Source organism: Flavisolibacter nicotianae (assembly GCF_003628535.1).
GTDB lineage: Bacteria > Bacteroidota > Bacteroidia > Chitinophagales > Chitinophagaceae > Flavisolibacter > Flavisolibacter nicotianae.
Window position 1 is genome coordinate 679139 of the sequence record NZ_RBCI01000001.1, and the last position, 19387, is coordinate 698525.

General features: G+C 52.1%; 15 protein-coding genes. 10 read left to right on the top strand and 5 right to left on the bottom strand.

Translation table 11 applies throughout. The features are described 5' to 3' along the window. From D6024_RS02920 to D6024_RS02935, 4 genes are all read right to left on the bottom strand, one after another. Positions 1-597, bottom strand: coding sequence for a DUF3341 domain-containing protein (locus tag D6024_RS02920; RefSeq protein ID WP_121352789.1), 597 nt, complete (start codon positions 595-597; stop codon positions 1-3). A gap of 119 nt (positions 598-716) precedes the next feature. After that, positions 717-2159 (bottom strand): NrfD/PsrC family molybdoenzyme membrane anchor subunit, encoded by a 1443-nt coding sequence (gene nrfD / locus D6024_RS02925; RefSeq protein ID WP_121352791.1) that lies wholly within the window; start codon positions 2157-2159, stop codon positions 717-719. A gap of 111 nt (positions 2160-2270) precedes the next feature. Further along, on the bottom strand, positions 2271-5525 hold the full coding sequence (locus D6024_RS02930; protein ID WP_121352793.1) for a TAT-variant-translocated molybdopterin oxidoreductase: 3255 nt from the start codon (positions 5523-5525) through the stop codon (positions 2271-2273). A 92-nt stretch (positions 5526-5617) separates the two neighbouring features. Then, positions 5618-6883: a c-type cytochrome gene (locus D6024_RS02935; protein ID WP_121352794.1), complete on the bottom strand. Its 1266-nt coding sequence runs from the start codon at positions 6881-6883 to the stop codon at positions 5618-5620. Between the two features lie 216 nt (positions 6884-7099). On the opposite strand from D6024_RS02935, the gene D6024_RS02940 reads away from it, so the two are divergent. The 10 genes from D6024_RS02940 to D6024_RS02985 all read left to right on the top strand — a co-directional run bounded on the left by D6024_RS02940 (position 7100) and on the right by D6024_RS02985 (position 18264). Further along, on the top strand, positions 7100-7480 hold the full coding sequence (locus tag D6024_RS02940; RefSeq protein WP_162944496.1) for a DUF6787 family protein: 381 nt from the start codon (positions 7100-7102) through the stop codon (positions 7478-7480). A 12-nt stretch (positions 7481-7492) separates the two neighbouring features. Next, positions 7493-8119 (top strand): phosphoribosylglycinamide formyltransferase, encoded by a 627-nt coding sequence (gene purN / locus D6024_RS02945; RefSeq protein ID WP_240409922.1) that lies wholly within the window; start codon positions 7493-7495, stop codon positions 8117-8119. A 147-nt stretch (positions 8120-8266) separates the two neighbouring features. Continuing rightward, positions 8267-9013, top strand: a complete 747-nt coding sequence (locus D6024_RS02950) for a hypothetical protein (protein WP_162944497.1) — start codon at positions 8267-8269, stop codon at positions 9011-9013. Positions 9014-9146: 133 nt separating this feature from the next. Further along, positions 9147-10313: a dipeptidase gene (locus D6024_RS02955; RefSeq protein ID WP_121352799.1), complete on the top strand. Its 1167-nt coding sequence runs from the start codon at positions 9147-9149 to the stop codon at positions 10311-10313. Positions 10314-10469: 156 nt separating this feature from the next. Then, complete coding sequence (locus D6024_RS02960; protein ID WP_121352801.1) at positions 10470-11762, top strand: serine hydrolase domain-containing protein; 1293 nt, start codon at positions 10470-10472, stop codon at positions 11760-11762. Between the two features lie 118 nt (positions 11763-11880). Continuing rightward, positions 11881-13395 (top strand): serine hydrolase, encoded by a 1515-nt coding sequence (locus D6024_RS02965; RefSeq protein WP_162944498.1) that lies wholly within the window; start codon positions 11881-11883, stop codon positions 13393-13395. Between the two features lie 2 nt (positions 13396-13397). Beyond that, positions 13398-13937: a hypothetical protein gene (locus tag D6024_RS02970; protein WP_121352805.1), complete on the top strand. Its 540-nt coding sequence runs from the start codon at positions 13398-13400 to the stop codon at positions 13935-13937. 145 nt (positions 13938-14082) lie between these two features. Further along, complete coding sequence (locus D6024_RS02975) at positions 14083-16914, top strand: sensor histidine kinase (protein ID WP_162944499.1); 2832 nt, start codon at positions 14083-14085, stop codon at positions 16912-16914. Continuing rightward, a complete protein-coding gene (locus D6024_RS02980) occupies positions 16907-17524 on the top strand; it encodes a response regulator transcription factor (protein ID WP_121352808.1) in 618 nt (205 codons plus the stop codon). Before D6024_RS02975 ends, D6024_RS02980 begins: the two co-directional genes overlap by 8 nt. A 194-nt stretch (positions 17525-17718) precedes the next feature. Beyond that, positions 17719-18264, top strand: a complete 546-nt coding sequence (locus D6024_RS02985) for an ester cyclase (RefSeq protein ID WP_121352810.1) — start codon at positions 17719-17721, stop codon at positions 18262-18264. A 70-nt stretch (positions 18265-18334) separates the two neighbouring features. Here the strand turns inward: D6024_RS02985 and D6024_RS02990 are convergent, their stop codons facing one another. Further along, a complete protein-coding gene (locus D6024_RS02990) occupies positions 18335-19378 on the bottom strand; it encodes a hypothetical protein (protein ID WP_121352812.1) in 1044 nt (347 codons plus the stop codon). Positions 19379-19387: the final 9 nt, after the last annotated feature.

The window sequence follows — 19387 nt, forward strand, 5'->3', positions numbered from 1 at the left end:
TTATGATTGTACAACGGGTTCTACGGGTTTGCCAAAAATTTCCGTGTCTTTGTCATAGCGGCCTATCCACCAGCCTGTTTCTTTGTATTGCGTGCTGACTTCAATTGCTCCCAGGTTACGTAAAAAGTCGGAAACCTCGCTGTCGTTCGTTTTCTCTGTACACTCCACCGCCATCACAAACAGGTCGTCGGTGGCCCGTAAATGGAAATGGTCTTTTTTCACGAAGGGCGCCAGCTGGCAGAGATAGCAGAACGTCAGTACCATGCCAACGGCCGAGAACAATACGGTCAACTCGAACATGATGGGAATCCAGGCGGGCAGGGAGAAATAGGGCTTTCCACCAATGTTCAGCGGCCAGTCGTACGTCAGTGCCCACGTGATAAAACTAAAGGCTGTGGTTGTACCGGTAATACCATAGATAAAACCGGCGGTGTGCAGGCTCGTATCACGCAAACCCATCGCGGCATCTAGGCCGTGGATCGGCATAGGTGTATAGACATCGTGAATTTTATAGCCCGTTTTCCGCACATTTTTTACCGCAGGAAAAAGGGTCTTTTCATCATCGAAACAAGCGACCACAAATTTTTTAACTGCCATAGTTTAAGCTTTATGCTTTGAGCCGCAGGCAGCAAGCCGGCGAGCTCTGTTTTTTCTTTCCTGTTTATTTTCTCCGTTTCTGCGATGCTTGTAGCTTTTGCTAAAAGCGTGCAGCTTTTCTAATGTGCATAGGTATGCGCAAACTCCTCCACTGATTCCTGTTCCACTTCGCCCATTTCTTCTTTGTAGTTCTCACCACTCTTTTTCAGGATATGCTTGATCTCGGCAATCGCAATGACCGGGAAGAACTTGCTGAAAAGGAAGTAACAGGTAAAGAACAGTCCAAATGTTCCGATATAGAAACCAACTTCCCAGATCGTTGGTGTGTAGTACACACTCCAGGAAGAGGGCAGGTAATCGCGATACAACGATGTAACGATGATCACAAAACGTTCGAACCACATACCGATGTTCACCAGGATCGACATAAAGAAGGTCACAACGATACTTCTTCTCATTTTTCTGAACCAGAAGATCTGCGGCGACAGTACGTTACAGCCCATCATCAGGTAATAGGCCCATCCGTATGGACTGGAGAGATCAACACGGTTGAAACGGAAGGCAAACCACTCGTATTCTACGTGTGAATACCAGGCCATGAACAGTTCCGTCAGGTAAGCGATACCCACGATAGAACCGGTCAGCACAATAACCTTGTTCATGACTTCGATGTGCTCGATCGTGATATAATCTTCCAGGTAAAGAACTTTTCTTGTTACCAGCAACAGGGTTTGCACCATGGCAAAACCGGAGAAGATGGCACCCGCTACGAAATAAGGCGGGAAGATGGTTGTGTGCCATCCGGGAATAACCGAGGTGGCAAAGTCAAAGGATACAATCGTGTGAACCGAAAGTACCAGTGGTGTTGCAAGGCCTGCCAGCACCAATGACAGTGCTTCGTGCCGCTGCCAGTGCTTGGTCGAACCTGTCCAGCCGAAGGAGGCCAGGCCGTAAAACATTTTCCGCCATTTTTCTTTTGCCCGGTCGCGAAGTGTTGCCAGGTCGGGCAGCAAACCGGAATACCAGAAAAGAAGCGATACGGTAAAATACGTGGAGATGGCAAATACGTCCCAGAGAAGCGGGGAGTTGAAGTTCACCCAAAGCGGGCCGCGGGTATTGGGATAAGGCAGGGTAAAGAAGGCATTCCAAACACGACCCATGTGGAAGATCGGGAACTGGCCGGCGCACATAACCGCGAAGATGGTCATCGCTTCAGCCGCACGGTTCACCCCCGTTCTCCATCCCTGGCGGAAGAGTAAAAGGATCGCCGAGATCAGGGTTCCTGCGTGACCGATACCCACCCACCATACGAAGTTGGTGATGTCCCAGCCCCAACCCACTGTTTTATTCAGGTTCCACTGCCCGGTACCAAACCATACCTCGCGGGTAACAGAGATGACACCAAAAAGAAGACAGAGGACAGAAAGAATAAATCCCACCCACCAGGCTTTTGAGGGCCTGTTTTCCACCGGGCGGCAAATATCTTCTGTAACCTGATGATAGCCTTTCGCTCCATCGACCAGTGGTGGTCTAACCTGCGATTCGTATTTCATTACTGCCATAAGTGTATGCTATGAGCTTTCAGCCTGTAGCTTCCAGCCTTTTCCTTAAAATACTTTTATTCTCTGTTCAGCTCTCAACCCAGCCGTTGACTGGAGGCTGAAAGCCGATTACTATTTGTGCTCTGTTGCCGGCTCCTGCTGCGGAGTCACCGGTTCGCCCTTCTGCTGGCGGGCCTGCTCGTTTGAACTTCCTTCACCTTCGATCACCTCGTCGGTGTTGCGGATTTTGGCCAGGTAACTCACGTTCGGCAGCGTGTGGATTTGTTCCAGCACATAGAACAGGCGTCTTGGGTTTTGCTCCCTTGTTTTCGCCACCGCGCTGTTCGTATCGTTGGCGTTGCCAAAGACGATCGCACCGGTAGGACAAGCCTGCGCACAAGCCGATTGAACTTCATCGCCGCCGATCTTGCGGTTCTCGATCTTTGCCTGGAGTTTACCGAGCTGGGTACGCTGTACGCAGAATGAACATTTTTCCATCACACCACGGCTGCGGGTTACCACATCCGGGTTCAGCACCATCCGGGTCAGTTCGTCGTTCATCTGGTGAACAACGGTATCCAGTTTACCCACACCGCTGTTTGGTCCGAGCACACCGTGCGTAGAGGCACCGGTATAATCACCCCAGTTGAAGCGGCGTACTTTATACGGACAGTTGTTGGCACAATACCTTGTACCGATACAACGGTTGTAAGCCATTTGGTTGATACCCTCGGTGTTGTGCATGGTGGCAGCAACAGGGCAAACGTTTTCGCAAGGTGCGTTTTCGCAATGCTGGCACAGCATGGGCTGGAAAACGACAGCCTTCAGGTTGTCCGGATTTTTTTCATCCGTTACAAAATAACGGTCGATGCGCAGCCAGTGCATTTCGTGTGCACGCAGCACTTCGTTCTTGCCCACTACCGGAACGTTGTTTTCCAGGTGACAGGCCACCACACAGGCGCCGCAACCATAGCAGGCATTCAGGTCGATGGACATGCCCCACTTGATCTCGTGGGTACGCAGTGCAGGATCATCATACAAGGTACCTTCTGCACGGTAGTCGCCCGAACGTTTGGCAAAATCTTCTTGCAGCTCTTCGCGGAACTTAAGGAAGGCATCCGGTTGTGCTTTGAAGGTTGCCAGCGTCGTTTCCTTTACGACGGCTGTTCGGCCTTCGTAAGAATTATGCATTTGGATGCGGGCAATCTTGTAGGCATCGCCGGCCTTGGTCGATGTGGTAACCTCGTTCCAGTATTCGCGAACTTTTGCAGCGGCGTTCCAGCGGGCAAAACCAAATACGTTTTGTCCCAGTCCGGCGGCGGCTTTGGAGAAGTTTTCGCTGCGGCCATAACCAACTGCAACCGCAATTGTATCGGGGTTCATACCCGGAACCACCATCGCCGGCAGCGATACTTTCCTGCCATTTACCGTCAGGTCGATCAGGGGCTTCTCCTGGTAGTATTCGTAATCCACTCCCTCGTAGTCGATGCCCAGCTCCTTTGCCTTTTTGGTGGAGATCATGGCATAGTTCTCATACGTGGTGCGGGTGATGGGATCCGGCAGTTCCAGCAACCAGGGGTTACCGGCTTGCTTGCCCGAAAGAATATTGACTTGCTGGAAGAGAACGATTTCGTCTTTCCCGGCCTTGCGTTGTCCTGTGATTGCGGTAACGGCGGCTGCCAGGTTACCTGTCGGCGCGGCGGTTGTTGTAACCGGCGTTACCGCCGGAGTGGGAACCGGCGCAATCGCGGCTCTGACCGTGTCGGCAATTGTAGCAGGTTGTGCTGCAGACTGGCTGCCTGCACTACCCAGTACACCATCTTGCAGGGCTTTGTCCAGCGCTGCTTCGCTGCCCAGTCTTCCCACCCAATACGTGCGGAAGTACGTCTCGTAATCCTGGTTGTTGCCACTCCACTTCAGCAGTGAAGTCTGGAAAGGACGTGTTTTGAACAGCGGGTAGATGGCCGGCTGGATAAAGGAAATATAACCGCTTCTGGGCTCTGCATCACCCCAGCTTTCGAGGTAGTGGTGGGCAGGCACCAGGTATTGACAAAGCTCCGAAGTCTCGTCGAGCTTTTCGTTGAAAGAAATAGTGAGCTTCACTTTGGCCAGGCCATTGGTGAAAGCTTTGGCATCCACATAATCGTAGGCAGGGTTGGCACCGTAGAGCAACAGGGCACCAATACGGCCGGCATTCATATCGTCCACGAGGGTTGCCATCGCGGCATCATCACCCTGGCGATAGTTCAAGGTCGTCGCCGTGTCGAGCGTTGTTCCGAATGCACCGGCGGCGCGGTTGATTTCGCGAACCACTGTTTGCACATTGGGGTCGTTGCTGCCGCAAACCACGAGGGCTTTGCCGGCATGTGCTTTCAAATCCGCTGCTACTTTTTGGATGGTCTTTGTCAGGTTTGCATCCAGGGAAGGCGCCGTTACACCACCACCGAGAGCGGCCAGCAATGCAAGGGCCACTGCGCCGGTTTCGGAGGGCCGGTGTGTAAAGCGTTCGTCGGCACTTGCACCCGTTGGACTCAGGTGGCTTTCAAAAACGTAAAGTTTGCTCATGCCGTCTTCCGGGCTGCGCAGTTTGCGCTTGCTCGAAAACTGGCGGGCAAATTCCACCGGGGCCAGCCAGGTCGCAAGGAAATCGGCACCCAGGCTCACCACCAGGTCTGCACGGTCGAAATTGTGTGCCGGGATGCGGCCACCATGAGCCGTGCTCAGGCCCGAATAGGAAACCGCATCGTATTGTACGTGGCGGCTGCCGGGATATTTTGCTAAAAACTGGGAAATGACTTGTTTGGTCGACGGAGAAACGATCGTACTGGTCAGCAAAACCACCGGGGCACCGGCGGCACCGGCCAGCGCTGCACCAATCTGCTGGTCGAGCTGGTCGAAGGTTGGAATCTCCTGGAAGCTGTTGCCGCTTTTGCGCTTGGGGTGTGGCGTGCGGTACATGTCGTACAGGTCCAGAACGGAAGCCTGCGTACGGGGCGAGGTACCTCCCTGCGTATACGGGTAGAGCGTGTTTCCTTCAATTTTGATCGGACGTCCTTCCCGGACTTTTACCACCACGGGAACCACGTCGCCATCCTGCACATAGGTGCTGGCATAATATTTCGCCACACCGGGGGTCAGGTTTTCCGGGCGGTTGACATAGGGCATTGCCTTGCGCACCGGCACTTCACAGGAAGCGGCGATGGTGGCAGCGGCCGTGCTGAAGCCAACATATTTCAGGAAGTCGCGACGCGGCGTTTTTGCATCCAGGATGTTCTCATCCAGTTCGCCAAAAGGAAGTTCTTCCTTGAACTCGTCTTTATTCAGCTTGTCAACTTGTTCTTTATGTTTAAACTCAGCGAAACTTTGCCAGTACTTTTTATCGCTCATAGTATAATGTGATAATTTGATAATTCGATAATGTGATAATGTTTTGTGGCCTGCTGCTCGTTATCACATTATCCCATTAGCATATTGGCCAATTAATAGTGACACTTCTGACATTCCAAACCACCGATGTCTTTTACTGTCAGGCTATCCATTTTGCCTGATTTGAAATCGTTGTGGAATTTCTCGTAAATGCTATAGAATTTGTTCCCGGTGCTGTCGTTGTAATTGAAGGCGATCTTTTGCTGGCGGTGGCAGTTGATACACCATCCCATGCTAAGGCTTGAGGCCTGGGCCACTTTGTCCATTTCCTGGATGTTGCCGTGACAGGTTTGACAGGCGACGTTACCAACGCGGGTATGCTGTGCGTGGTTAAAGTACACGTGGTCGGGCAGGTTATGAATTTTCACCCATTGCGGCGACCTGGCTTTTGAAGGATCCCACTGGGCACCCGGACCTGGCGTAAAGCCGGCGTAATCGTACAGCTTTTTGATCTCGGCGGTACCGTTGATCTCCTTGCCGTTTTCGTCATAAATCTTGGGTCCTTTTTCATACGCATTGATCGCTTTGTGACAGTTCATACACACGTTCAACGGTGGGATCATGGCGTGCTTGCTCTCCAGTGCGGCGCTGTGGCAATACAGACAGTTGATCTGGTTGACGCCGGCGTGCACTTTGTGCGAGAAAAAGATCGGCTGTGTTGGCTGGTAGCCTTGCTGGCGACCCAGTCCGATGGCGCTTTTGGCGACATAGAAACCACCCACAACAAACAAGATCACGGCAAACAAGGCAATGTAGATTTTATTGCGCCAGAACGGAACGGGCTCGGGACGCAGGATTTGTTCCTTGTCGTCGGAAAGTTTTTTCAGGTTGCTGTTTACCTGCATCAGGATCAGCGCGATGATGGCCAGTACAATGGAGATGACTCCAAAGATCAACTCCCCGTTGCCGGTTTCCTGGGGCGCACCTGCGGCAGCAGGAGTTGCCGGCCCGGCACCGGGTGCAGGAGCCGATTTAATATAATCAAGAATGGAGAAAATCTCTTTCTCGCTCAACTGGGGGAAGCTGGGCATAATCTGGCCGTTCATGGAAGCCGCCAGTTGTTGTGTATACGGCGTTGTTGGGATAAAACCACCGGGATTGTGCACCCATTTTACCACGTTGGCCCTGTCCGTCCACGGACCGCGGGTTTCCACTCCCCTCAAGGCAGGCCCTGTCAGTTGCTTGTCCAACGCATGACAGGAGGCGCAATTGGCACTGAAAATCGCTTTACCGTCTTGTGCTTGAAGAGAGATATATGAAAGAAAAAAAAGCAGTCCTAACAGAGCACCTTTTCTAACATTGGATGGTAAAAAATTCATAGAAGTTATTCGTCTGAGATGTGGATAATTTCCCAAATCGGGGGCAAAAATATGACAGGGAAATTACAAAACCGCGCCTGTTTTAATTTTTTTTTGACGCTTGTCAGGCCTGCGTTTGACATTGGTCATCAATTTTTTCAGTGCGATTTAAAAAGGTTGGCCGCAGGATGGACGGATAGAAAACAAGAGTGTGAATATCGCGAAAAATGGCGCAACTTGCAGCCTTCGTTTGTGGTGGCGCTGCGGCGTTTTCACACGAAATCAAACAAAGTCGGTGTAATGTTTTCGTCGTTGAGGAAAAGATGGAAGGTTGGCAAAAAAGAGTTTACCCTTATTCTTTGTGTTTTTGCCATCACCGGTTTTGCAACGGCCTGGCTTTCGCGGTCCGTTACCGGGTGGGTGGGCTTCACGTCCGAAACGCACTGGTCGGCAAAACTGTTGGTTCGCCTGGCCGTTCTTCTCTTCGGCTATCAGGCCATTCTTTTAACGGTGGCGTTTCTGCTTGGCCAGTTTTCGTTTTTCTGGAAATTCGAAAAGCGGGTTTTGCAGCGCATCGGGCTGATGAAGGCAACCGACGCTTCATCTACTAAATCATAAACAATCTGGCGCATGGAAACAGGAAAGACCCATTTTACAGACCCAATGACCAAACACAGACTGGCCGTTTTTGCTTCAGGCGCCGGCAGCAATGCACAAAAGCTGATCGATTATTTTAAGACCTCTCCATTCGCAACCGTGGCGCTGATTGTTTGCAACAAAGCCGGTGCCGGTGTGTTGAGTATTGCCGAGAAAGAAGGCATTCCATCGCTGCTGATCGAAAAAGAACAGTTTTTTCGCGGCAACGCCTACCTGCCGCAACTCCAGGAAGCCGGTATCGACTTTTTGGTGCTTGCAGGGTTCCTTTGGAAAATTCCCCAGGTACTGATTAGTGCCTATCCAAAACGCATGGTCAACATTCATCCTGCCCTGCTGCCCAAGTTTGGCGGCAAGGGCATGTACGGGCAATATGTGCACGAAGCCGTGCTGCAGGCCGGCGAAATGGAGACGGGCATCACCATTCATTATGTTGATGAACACTACGACAACGGCGATATTATTTTCCAGACAGCCTGCCCGGTGCTGGACGGCGACACACCGGAAGTTGTTGCCAACCGCATTCACCAACTGGAGCACCTGCACTATCCACGAGTCGTGGAGGAAGTGGTGAGGAATCTCGAACAGACGAACAGGGACTGATGAATGTAAAAGGAAGAGAAAGAGCAGCCAGTTAGCAGTCGGCAGTCAACATGGCGTCAACAGTCAGCATGATTCCAAACGCCACACCTCAAACGCCGAACTTCTTTTACCATACCTTTTAGATTTCCTTTTGTTATTTGCCCACGCTTGAGAAAACCGGCCGTTCATATTAGTTGTATCCTGCTGTTCATTTTATTTATGTCCGGGCAGGCGTCTGCACAATATAAAGTGAAGGGGCATGTATACGACAGCACACGCATCTTTCCTGTCGAACGGGTAACCGTGCAAAGTACGGGCGGGCAAATAAGCATGACCGACTCCACCGGCGCCTATACGATTTATGTCGGCGAAAAAGATTCCGTTTGGTTTTCGTACCTGGGCAAGCCTACGCCCAAGTACCCGGTACTGAAGATTGCCGACGTCACCCAGTTTGACATTGCGCTTCACCTGAAGCCCGACGTCATGCGGGAAGTGAAAATCCGCACACGCAACTACAAAGAAGACTCCATACAAAACCGGCGCGACTATGCCAAGGCGTTCGACTTTCACCGGCCCTCGCTGGGCACCATGACCTCCATTACCAACTCCGGTGTCGGCTTTGACGTGGACGAGATTATCCGCCTGTTCCAGTTTCGCAAAAACCGGAGCATGGAGCATTTCAGGCAACGGCTCGAACAGGAGGAAAGGGATAAGTTCATCGACCGCCGCTTCAGCAAAGGGCTGGTTAAGCGACTCACCGGCATCGACAAGGAAGACGAACTGTCCGACTTTATGCGCCGCTACCGTCCTACGTACGAATTCACCGCCGGCACGTCGGACTATGACTTCCAGTACTTCATTAAAATTGCTTACCAGGAATACAAAAAGACAAAAGCCATGCCGGCGGGATTTTAAGAGGGGCTAACCAACGCTGGCCTGTCGGTCGCACACCGGATGCTGCCGCAACAGGCACACGAGTTTCCATCGATTGCAGGTGTTCTCCGCTACGATTCCGCAGAAAGAACTATTTTAAGCGCAAAACTTTTCCATGCGGTTGTTTCTTTTCGTTACCCTTTTTCTTGTTTCCTGCCAGTCGTACAAAAGCCTCCATCAAAAAGCCATCCTTGCCGACACGCACAACGACGTGCTTTCCACCGCCACGATGCGAGGCCTCAACATCGACAACGACCTGACCGGCCGAACCCATTCGGATCTTGCCCGGCTGAAGAAAGGCGGCGTGGACGTACAGGTCTTTTCTATTTTTTGCGATGAACGCTTTGGCAAAGACACGGCCTTCCGGTTTGCCAACACAGAAATCGATTCGCTCTATGCCATTGCGGCACGAAACAGGGATAAAATGAGCGTGGTGTCAACGCCGGGGCAATTGCAGCAGGCGCTGGGCGAAAAAAAGCTCGCTGCCTTGATGGGCGTGGAAGGCGGCCACATGATCGAGGATAACCTGGCCTTCCTGGACAGCTTTGCCCGAAGAGGCGTGTGCTACATGACGCTTACCTGGAACAATTCCACCTCGTGGGCAACATCGGCGCTCGACGAAACCATGAAAAAAGATTCATTGCCACACAAAGGCCTCACCGATTTTGGCAAACAGGTGGTGCGGCGCATGAACAGCCTGGGCATGATGGTGGATCTTTCCCACGTAGGCGAACAAACGTTTTGGGATGCCATCAATACCAGCACCAAACCCATACTGGTATCGCACAGTTGCGCCTACACCCTTTGTCCTGTCTTCCGAAACCTCAAAGACGACCAGATTAAAGCGGTGGCAAAAAACGGTGGTGTGATCGACCTGAATTTTTATTCCGGCTTTTTGGACAGCAACTTTCAAAAACGGATAACAACTTTTGCTGCACGGCACAAAGCGGAAATCGACTCCATCCAATCCCTCAAATGGCCCGGTTATGAAGTGGAAGAATACTTTTTCAAAAAATACCCCGCAGAAGCCGGCAACCTGCGGCCTTCCCTCTCGGTTCTGCTGGATCACATTGATTATATCGTGAAGCTGGCCGGCGTGGATCATGTTGGCCTCGGCTCCGACTTCGACGGCATTTCCTCAGCGCCGAAAGAACTGAAAGATGTGACGAATTTCCCGCTGATCACCAAAGGTCTTTTGCAGAGAGGCTACAGCAAAAGCGATGTGCGAAAAATTCTCGGCGGCAATTTCCTCCGCGTTTTTTCGGCTAACCAATCACGATAGGGAAGGCTTTGCAGGCAATCCTCACCTGCTTCATTTCCCTACTGCGGCAGAAAGGCCACGACCGGCAAACCCGTTCTGTGCAGCCGGGCCGGTTTTCTTTTTTCACACAATCTGTTTTATCTTCCTTTTTTCTGCTTTACCGTTAATCGATCGAACATGAGAAAACTTTTTTTACTGCTGCTCACCATTGGACTGTTTGCAGAATCCGGCCTGGCCCAGCCAAAACAGGTCAGGACACTGTTGCCCGCCGCACCGGAATCGGCGGGACTTTCAACCGAACGTCTCAACCGCATCGACACGATGCTGGCCGGCTGGGTTGCCCGGGGACGCACCAACGGTGTTGTGGCCCTGATCGTTCGCGATGGAAAAATCGTTTACCAAAAAGCGTTTGGCTACAACGATCAAGAAAAAAAAGTCCCGGTTCGTACAGACGACATTTACCGCATTGCCTCGCAAACGAAAGCCATTACGTCGGTCGCCGTCATGATGCTGTACGAAGAAGGCAAGCTGTTACTGGATGATCCCATCTCCCGGTACATCCCGGAATTCAGTAAGCCGCAGGTACTCGATAAATTCAACCCGGCCGATTCAACCTACACGACGGTGCCCGCCAAAAGCGAGATTACCATTCGCCAGTTGCTGACCCACACATCGGGTATCGGCTATGCGCAGATCGGCAGCAAAGAAGCCAATGCCATTTATGCCAGGGCCAACCTCACGGCAGGTATCGGCGCCGATGGCGAGCACACGCTGGCCACCGACATCAAAAAGCTGGCAAAGCTGCCGCTGCTGCACCAGCCCGGCGAACGATGGACCTATGGCCTGAATACCGATGTTCTCGGCTACCTGGTCGAAGTGCTTTCCGGCACAAGCCTCGACCAGTTTTTCCGCACACGGATCTTTGAACCGCTGGGTATGAAGGACACCTATTTCAATGTACCCTCGGCCAAACAGTCAAGGGTTGTGAACCTGTTTACCGAGAACAACGGGCACCTGATAAAAGCGCAACCCGTAATTGTCCAAAACGGAAAATTCCAGGTTGATTATCCCAAAACAGGGACCCGCTATTTTTCGGGCGGTGCCGGACTTTCGTCTACCGCACTGGATTATGCCACCTTCCTGCAAATGCTGCTCAATGGCGGGGAATACAACGGGAAACGGCTGCTGGCAAAGAATACCGTGCGGCTGATGACCATGAACCAGATCGGCGATATTGAATTCGGCGCCAACAAATTCGGCCTGGGCTTTGGCATTACCACCGAAAAAGGAAGCGGGATCATTCCCACGCCGGCCGGTGTGTTCGAGTGGGGCGGCGCCTTTGCCACCACGTATTGGGCCGATCCCAAAGAAAGGCTCATCGGTATTTTATACCGCCAGTTGTGGGGCGTTAATCATCCCGATGCGGTAGACAAATACAAGGTGCTGGTGTACAGTGCGCTCAATGACTGACCGGTCGGACCCGGATTTTCAGTTGCCATTTCCGTCAGCCACCGGTTGCAAAAGGAACCTCTGCCTGGCCGTTATCCGATTCGCCTTCCGGCGATCTTCACATTCAAACCAGAACAAAATGAAACGCTTTCTTTTGGCTGCTGTCCTTTTCTGTTTTTTCTGCTGTGCGCAGGCGCAGCCATCGTTTGTGCGGGACAGCCTCGATACCTATGTCCAAAGGGCCATGGCCGACTGGCACATTCCCGGCGTGGCGGTTTGCATTGTCAAAGACGGGAAGGTTGCCCTGATGAAAGGCTACGGCGTATCGGAATGGGGAACCAACAAGAGCGTGGATGAGAACACGCTGTTTGGCATCGGTTCCAACACCAAGGCGTTCACGGCCACCCTGGCGGCAATTTTGGATGCGGAGAAAACCCTGTCACTCGATGACAAAGTGCAAAAATGGCTGCCCGATTTCAAACTCTATGATCCCTGGGTAGCAAAGGAAGCCACCCTGCGGGACCTGCTCTGTCACCGCCTGGGTTTTGAAACCTTCCAGGGTGATTTTATGTACTTCGACTCCGACCTGACCAAAGCGGAAGTGCGGCAAAAATTCGGGCAGGTAAAACCGCTGTACAGCTTCCGCAGCCGCTGGGGCTACACCAATGCGGCCTTTCTGACCGCCGGCGAAGTACTCGCAAAAGCAACCGGTAAACCATGGAATCAACTGTTGCAGGAACGCATTTTTTCACCGCTCGGCATGAACCGGACCGTCGCTACCGACGAAGGGGTGGATTCATCGGCCAATCTTTCTGCCGCACATACCGTGGTTAACGGAACGGTTCAAAAGATCGCCTATGGTCGTCTCAATAACATGGCGCCGGCCGGTGCCATTTACTCCAGCGTGATGGACCTGAGCAAGTGGGTGCAGATGCTCCTGGCCAACGGAAAAGTTGGTGACAAGACGGTGGTCCCTGCAAGCGCCATCGGGCAAACAAGAACGCCGCAATCGATCCTGGGCAATGGCGGGCACCCGTTCAACAAAGCGCATTTTGCCCTTTACGGCCTGGGGTGGTTTTTGGAAGAATACAGCGGCCGAAAGATCGTGGCGCATACCGGCGGGGTCAATGGTTTTGTCACCAGCGTGGCACTGGTGCCGGAAGAGTCTCTCGGTATCGTTGTACTCACCAATACGGACGCCAACAATTTTTATGAATCCCTGCGCTACGAGATCATGGATTCGTACCTCGGCCTGCCCTACCGCAACTACAGCGGTATCGGGTACCAACGTTTTCAGCAAACTGAAAAGGCCCAGCAGGACTGGCTGCAAAAGAAAAAGGACACCGTGGCCATGAACCTGAAAACCCAGGTGCCACTCACAGCGCTGGCGGGCCGCTACCAGCATCCCGTTTATGGCTGGATGGAGATTGCCATCAAAAACGGGAAGGCGGTGGCCACCTTCCAGCATCACAAAGGCCGTTATGCAACGGTGGAACCATTGGGCGGCAACCGCTATCTTGCACAATTCAACGAAGCCCTGTACGGCAACAAAGTATGGCCGTTTACAATTGCCAACGGAAAGGTCCGTTCGGTAACGGTAACGGTGGCCGACTTTGTGGAGTTCACGCCGTACGAATTCGTCAAAACAAACTGAAGATGGAGCAACTGAACCTCGGCATCGGCACACGTTTGCAGCACACCCAGTACGGACCGGGTGTCATCGTGGGTGTTCGCTATGCCACTTACCTGATCTCGTTCATTTACCACGGCATCAAAGAAATCGACAAGAACGACACGGCGCTGGAAGAAATCATCCCGGAAAACGTGACCGAAGAAATCGAAACGCATGCCGACGTAGAGAAAAGCCTGCTGAAGATCCTGCGCCTCTGGGGCGGCTTCTCGGAAGTAGTACCTCTTGGTGATCGCTGGCAGCACGGCACGATGATTCTGCAACCGGCCGATAAAACCCTTAAGCCAAAAGAAATTCCCATCGAAGACTTCTTTCACAAGATCGTGATGCTGCGTGACCGCCTGCGGGTGATGGAGCAACAGGTCAATGCACACAAAAGCCTGAGCGACGAAGACAAGGTGAACCTGCAGCAATACATTACCCGCATTTATGGCACCCTGACCACCTTTAATGTGCTGTTCAAAAACAAGGAGCAGTGGTTTGTGGGTGAAAAGACGGGCGGTTAAGCATAATGCTGCAAAGCATTGCACATGGCAATCTGCATACAAACCGACAGATAGGGTCTCTGGCTGCTTTTTGGTGGCCCTCTGCCGAAAAACCGGCTGCCGCCAAGGGGAAACCGTTACATTCGGCGGCAAAAATCGAGCGACCTTGCCCCGGTTCTTCCACCTGTTTTTTTCCTTTTTCCTGGCCTGTGCCTGTCAGTTGGCAGTGGCGCAGGCGACGGCTGTTGATGTCATTCCCCACCAGCCATCGCCCGAAGCGTACGACCTTCTGCGCGACAGCAAAGGCTATCTCTGGGTGGGCCATAATCTGGGCATAAGCCGTTACGACGGTTCCCAGTTCATCAACCTGCACAATCCCCGGCAAAACTCCCTTTCGCTGTCTGACCTAATGGAAGATAAACGGGGCCGGATCTGGTGTCACAACTTCGGTGGCCAGATCTTTTACGTTGAGAACCTGCAACTGCATTTACTTACGCAATACAAGTCCGAAGAAGAGTATGGCTTTCCGCGGATGATAATTTGCGGCGATGAACTGATTGCCACTTCAGCCAAAGGTCTTTTTGTGTATAACACCGTTACCGACCAGGCGAAATATTACTCGGTACCCAAAGGAACGAGTTCGCTGACAAAAGTGGGAAACAAGATTATCTGCTACAGCAACTCCTGGGAATGGTATTGCTACGAAGCAGGCAAACCCATTTCCAAATTAAAGACTGATTTGTATTTACCCAACCAGGGCTCCGTTTTGCAAAATGTCAGCTTGAACGACACCTTCTACCTTACAACCAATAAAACCGGGCATTATTACAAGCTGACACTGGAAAACAATGCAGTAAAACTTCATTCGGCCAACAAACTGTCAACGTTCATTAACACCATAAGTGTCGATTTCGGCCAAGCCTGGGTCCATACATGGAATTTCAGCTTTACCACCGATGGAAAAGATTCGGTCAGGGGACAAAATCTTTCCGACCTGTTGTCAGACGCGCAGGGACATCGCTGGATGAGCAGCCTGAAAGCAGGCCTTTGCGTTCAATACAACGTACCGCAGGCGAGGTTGCTGCAAAGCTCTCTTTTGAACCCGAAGGATTATATCCGTAGCATGCACACAGAAAACAACGAAGTCCTCTGGGGCATGACCAGCGGTAAATTGTACAGGTTCAATGGCCATTCATCGCTGCAGTATGTGTTGTCCGTTCCAAAACAGGCAGGCGCCATCGAAAACATCGCCTCCCTGGGCAATGGGCAACTGCTTATAGCAGCGTCGATCGGCCTCTATTACTATGACGGCCGGAAACGATCGTTGAACCAAGTGCCCATAGAAACAACGGTCAAGGATATAAGCGAGAACGAGGGTAAGGTTTATATCGCCACGACGGCCGGTATAAAATTCTTCCCTTTGGAAAACCTGCATCAAACGGACCGCCCTTTCTCCTGGCAACAGGTCTATAGTGACGGTGCACGATGCAGGAGTATCGCCTTTACCGGCGACAGTTTGATCGCCGTTTTCAACACCGGCACTTACATTATCCGTCGGAACAACTTCCAGCCTTTACTGTATAAGCACCATCCCATTTACGCTTCGAGAGTCAGAAACATTGGCGGTAAAATAGTTATTGCCACGTTCGGCCAGGGCGTGCTGGTCCTGGAAAATGGCACCCTTAGAAACCTAACAGAAAAAGAGGGATTGGCGTCCAACACGGTAATGGACATCAAATCGAATAACGGCACGACCTGGCTGATTTATACGGATCGGTTTCAGCAACTTAACCAGGCCGCAACCAGTGTGGAAGATTATGCCTTCCCGTATGCCAAAATAGACGGCATCAACCAGTTTGCCTACCTGAATAACTGCGTTTATGTTTCAACAACAACCGGCGTATTCTGCATGCAGATTACCAAGCCTGCAGCCGAAATCGGCAGGGCAACCTATATTGATCGCATCCTGGTAAACGGGAAGGAGAACAACTCCGGCAGGGAACTGCACCACAACGAGAACTTCCTCCAGTTCCAGGTTTCCACGCCCTATTTCTCTCCCTACTCCCATATCCTTTACCAATACCGGATTAAAAATGCACCGGATAGTGCCTGGCAGCGCGGCGCCTCGGGCCAGACGGCTTTCACCATTGCTGCCCTGGAGCCGGGCTCCTACGATTTCGAAGTGGTCGCTACCGATGAAAGCCGGCGGATCGTTTCTTCTCCTGCCGAATACCATTTTGAAATCCTTCCGCCCTGGTACCAGCGACTGGTCTTTAAGATCGGCCTGGGCATACTGGTTGCAGGCTCGGCTTTTTACCTGGTTTGGCTTTATTACCGCCGCCGCCTTCGCAAGCAACGGCAGGAATATGAAAAGCTCCTGGTAATCCAGGCCGAGCGCCAGCGAATTTCGTCCGAAATCCACGACGATGTGGGTGCGGGCCTGTCGGCCGTTCGCCTGCTCACCGAACTGACCAGGAACAAACTGCCGGATACGGAGGCCCGGCAGGAGGTGGGTAAAATCCACGCCTCGCTCAGCGAACTGTCGTATAAAATGCGGGAGGTGATCTGGAGTTTGAACGCCGACAACGATAACCTGGAAAATCTGCTCTATTACCTCCGGCGTCAGGCACGGCAACTGTTTGAAAACAGCCCCATCGACCTGCAGATCACCTTCCCGGCACAGGACATCCCGGACATTGTGATCAGCGGCGAAAAAAGGCGGCATATTTACCTGGCGGTGAAAGAAGCGCTTCACAACAGCCTGAAACATTCCGAAGCAACGACTTGCGAACTATCGATCCGCATTGAAGGCCGGTTTTTGCGGATCACGGTTGTCGATGATGGTAAGGGATTTGTACCCCTGAAAAAAGAAACGGCCAGCAATGGGCTGAACAATATGAAACGAAGAATACAGGAAATGAACGGACAGCTTGAAATTTGGTCGCAGGAGAAAACAGTCGTTGCTTTTCGAATCCCTCTAACTGAAAAACATGCATAAGACCATCTCAATCGTAGAAGACAATGCGCTTTTCCAGCAGGCGCTGGTGGATGTGATCCGGAGCGACCGGGCTTTTGCATTGGGCGAGGTGTACGGTTCGGCCGAAGCGGCAATGGACATGCTGAAAAACCCGCCCGACATTGCCATTGTCGACATCAACCTTCCCGGGAAAAGCGGCATTGAGCTGATTGCACAGTTGCAGGCAAATGCCGCCATTCAATGCCTGGTCTGCAGCCTGCACGACGACGACGACCACATTATGCGGGCCCTGGAAAGCGGGGCTGTTGGTTATATCCTGAAAGACTCCACCGTCGGACAAATCAGCAATGCCCTGCACGAGCTGGTCAAAGGCGGCGCACCCATGAGTCCTTACATTGCCAACCGTGTGATTTCGTTTTTCCGCAAGCCAAAGATCCGGGAAGAAAGTGCGCTGCTAAGCGTCCGCGAAAGGGAAGTGCTGCAGTTGCTGGCCAAGGGACTCCAGTACAAGGAAATCGCCGACCAGTTGTTTCTCAGCACGGAAACCGTCAAAAAGCACATGAAAAACATCTACCAGAAGCTGCACGTGCAAAACAAAGTGGAAGCCATCAACAAGTTCCGGTTCATGTAAGCAGAACCTCTCCTTTCGGTTGACTTGCATTCCTGCCGGTAAATACCTAGTTTCGGATGTCTTGCCAGACACCTGTGGAAAGACTGTATTCATACCGTCGCAGGAAAGTGCGATTGAAAAACGGGCAAAAGGGTTGTCGATGGATGGTTGTGCTGGCATCCAACGTTGTTACCTCTTCAGCTAAATAAACCAACATGAAAAAAATCCTACTTTTTTCCACCGCAGCCGTATTCTTCCTTGCCGCTTGCAACAGCAGCGACCAGGCCACTGTAAAAGGTATGAACACCGGAAAAGAAAGTCCGGCCGAAGCCCCTGCCGCCGTCTCCAAATCGCAGCGCAACCGGCAAACGGTCGAAACCATGTTCGACAACATGAACAAGCACGATGTGGCTGCCATGTTCAGTGCCATGGCTCCGGACTGCATGGATTATGGCGATGGCTCCGGTAAGCCTTCCCCCCTCGACAGCGTGAAAGCCGGGATGACCAATTGGTTTACGGCCTTTCCCGATTTCAGGTCCGACAACAAGCAGGTAATGGCCGATGGAGATTGGGTCATGGTCTGGTCCGACCAGTCGGGAACGTGGAAAGGCTACCTGTCTGGCCAAAAGCCGACCGGCAAGGCCTTCAAAGCGCAGGACGTAGATATTTTCCGGCTCAACGCAGAAGGAAAAGTAACGGAGCACCACAACATTCAATCCTTTGCCACCTTAGCCCAGCAAATTGGGTTTAAACTAAAATAGAACAGCAACTCTTTTCCATTCGGTTCCGGGCTTTTGCTTTTGGCAAAAGCCTTTTTTATGGCCCTTTGTTTCAGCCCACTGCCTGCAGCACATCGCTGATGGCCTTGTCCAGCTTTTCAAACAGGTCGGCAATGTTCAGCCGGTCGTAGCGGATGCAGTTCTCGGCCTGTATATCAAACGGGATCTTGTCCTGCTGGGTGATGAAAATGATCTTTTTCTTTTCGGGGTTGCCGGCTCCTGCGGGAGCGACGCCCATGCCATGCGCCAGGCCCACTTCGTAAAATACGTTCGGGTTATCACCGCTGATATCAGCGACGATCAGTTCGGCATCCTGGATCCGTAAAATCATCCGCTCAACAATATTGCCGGTAAAAAAAGCCTGGTCTACCCGTTCACTAACGCGGCCGTTTTTTTCGATGGCCTGCTTGATGCCAAAAAGATAAACGTCGTCGAAATTCCGGTCGAAGGGCATGGCCACAAACACATGGCTGGCCTTTAGTTTTACCTGGTTGTAATCGATGTACTGTCGCTGCTGGCTGCCAACATCACTGGGCAGAAATACTTCGCTTTGTTCGTACTGCAGGAGGTTTTTCCGCACCAGGAAACCGATCCGCTCCTGCAGGCGCTCAAACACCGATTTGTCTTTTTCTGCGAAAATGATCTCGGACAGCCCGTGATCCGGGAACTCGCTTTGCAGCTCGTTGGCCATTCCCATGATCATTTTCTCCATGGCCTCCGATGCATCCAGCCCGGCGCCAGGGCCGTGGATGGCGGTTGCAATGCTGCTCACTGGCGGGTCTCCCGGCCGGTCGGCCATAGCGAAGCGGATCATTTCCCTTGCATACGAATCCACCGAAGAATAGGTAAACGGCAAATCGTCTTCGTGGAAATTGATCACGTGAATAATGGGATAGGGAAGGCGGTTGTAGGTGAACACGTCTCTCGCCTCGTCGGTTTCCTTTTCGAAGAATACATTGCTGCCGTCTTCCCGCAGTGCCTGGTTGAGCGCCGCCTCGGGCATGGACAGGCTTTTTTCGATGTGCTTGACGAACAGCAGCGAACAGTGAACGTCGGTGATATCGCCGGGAAAAAGGGTAATCTTCAGTCTGTTCATGACAGGGTT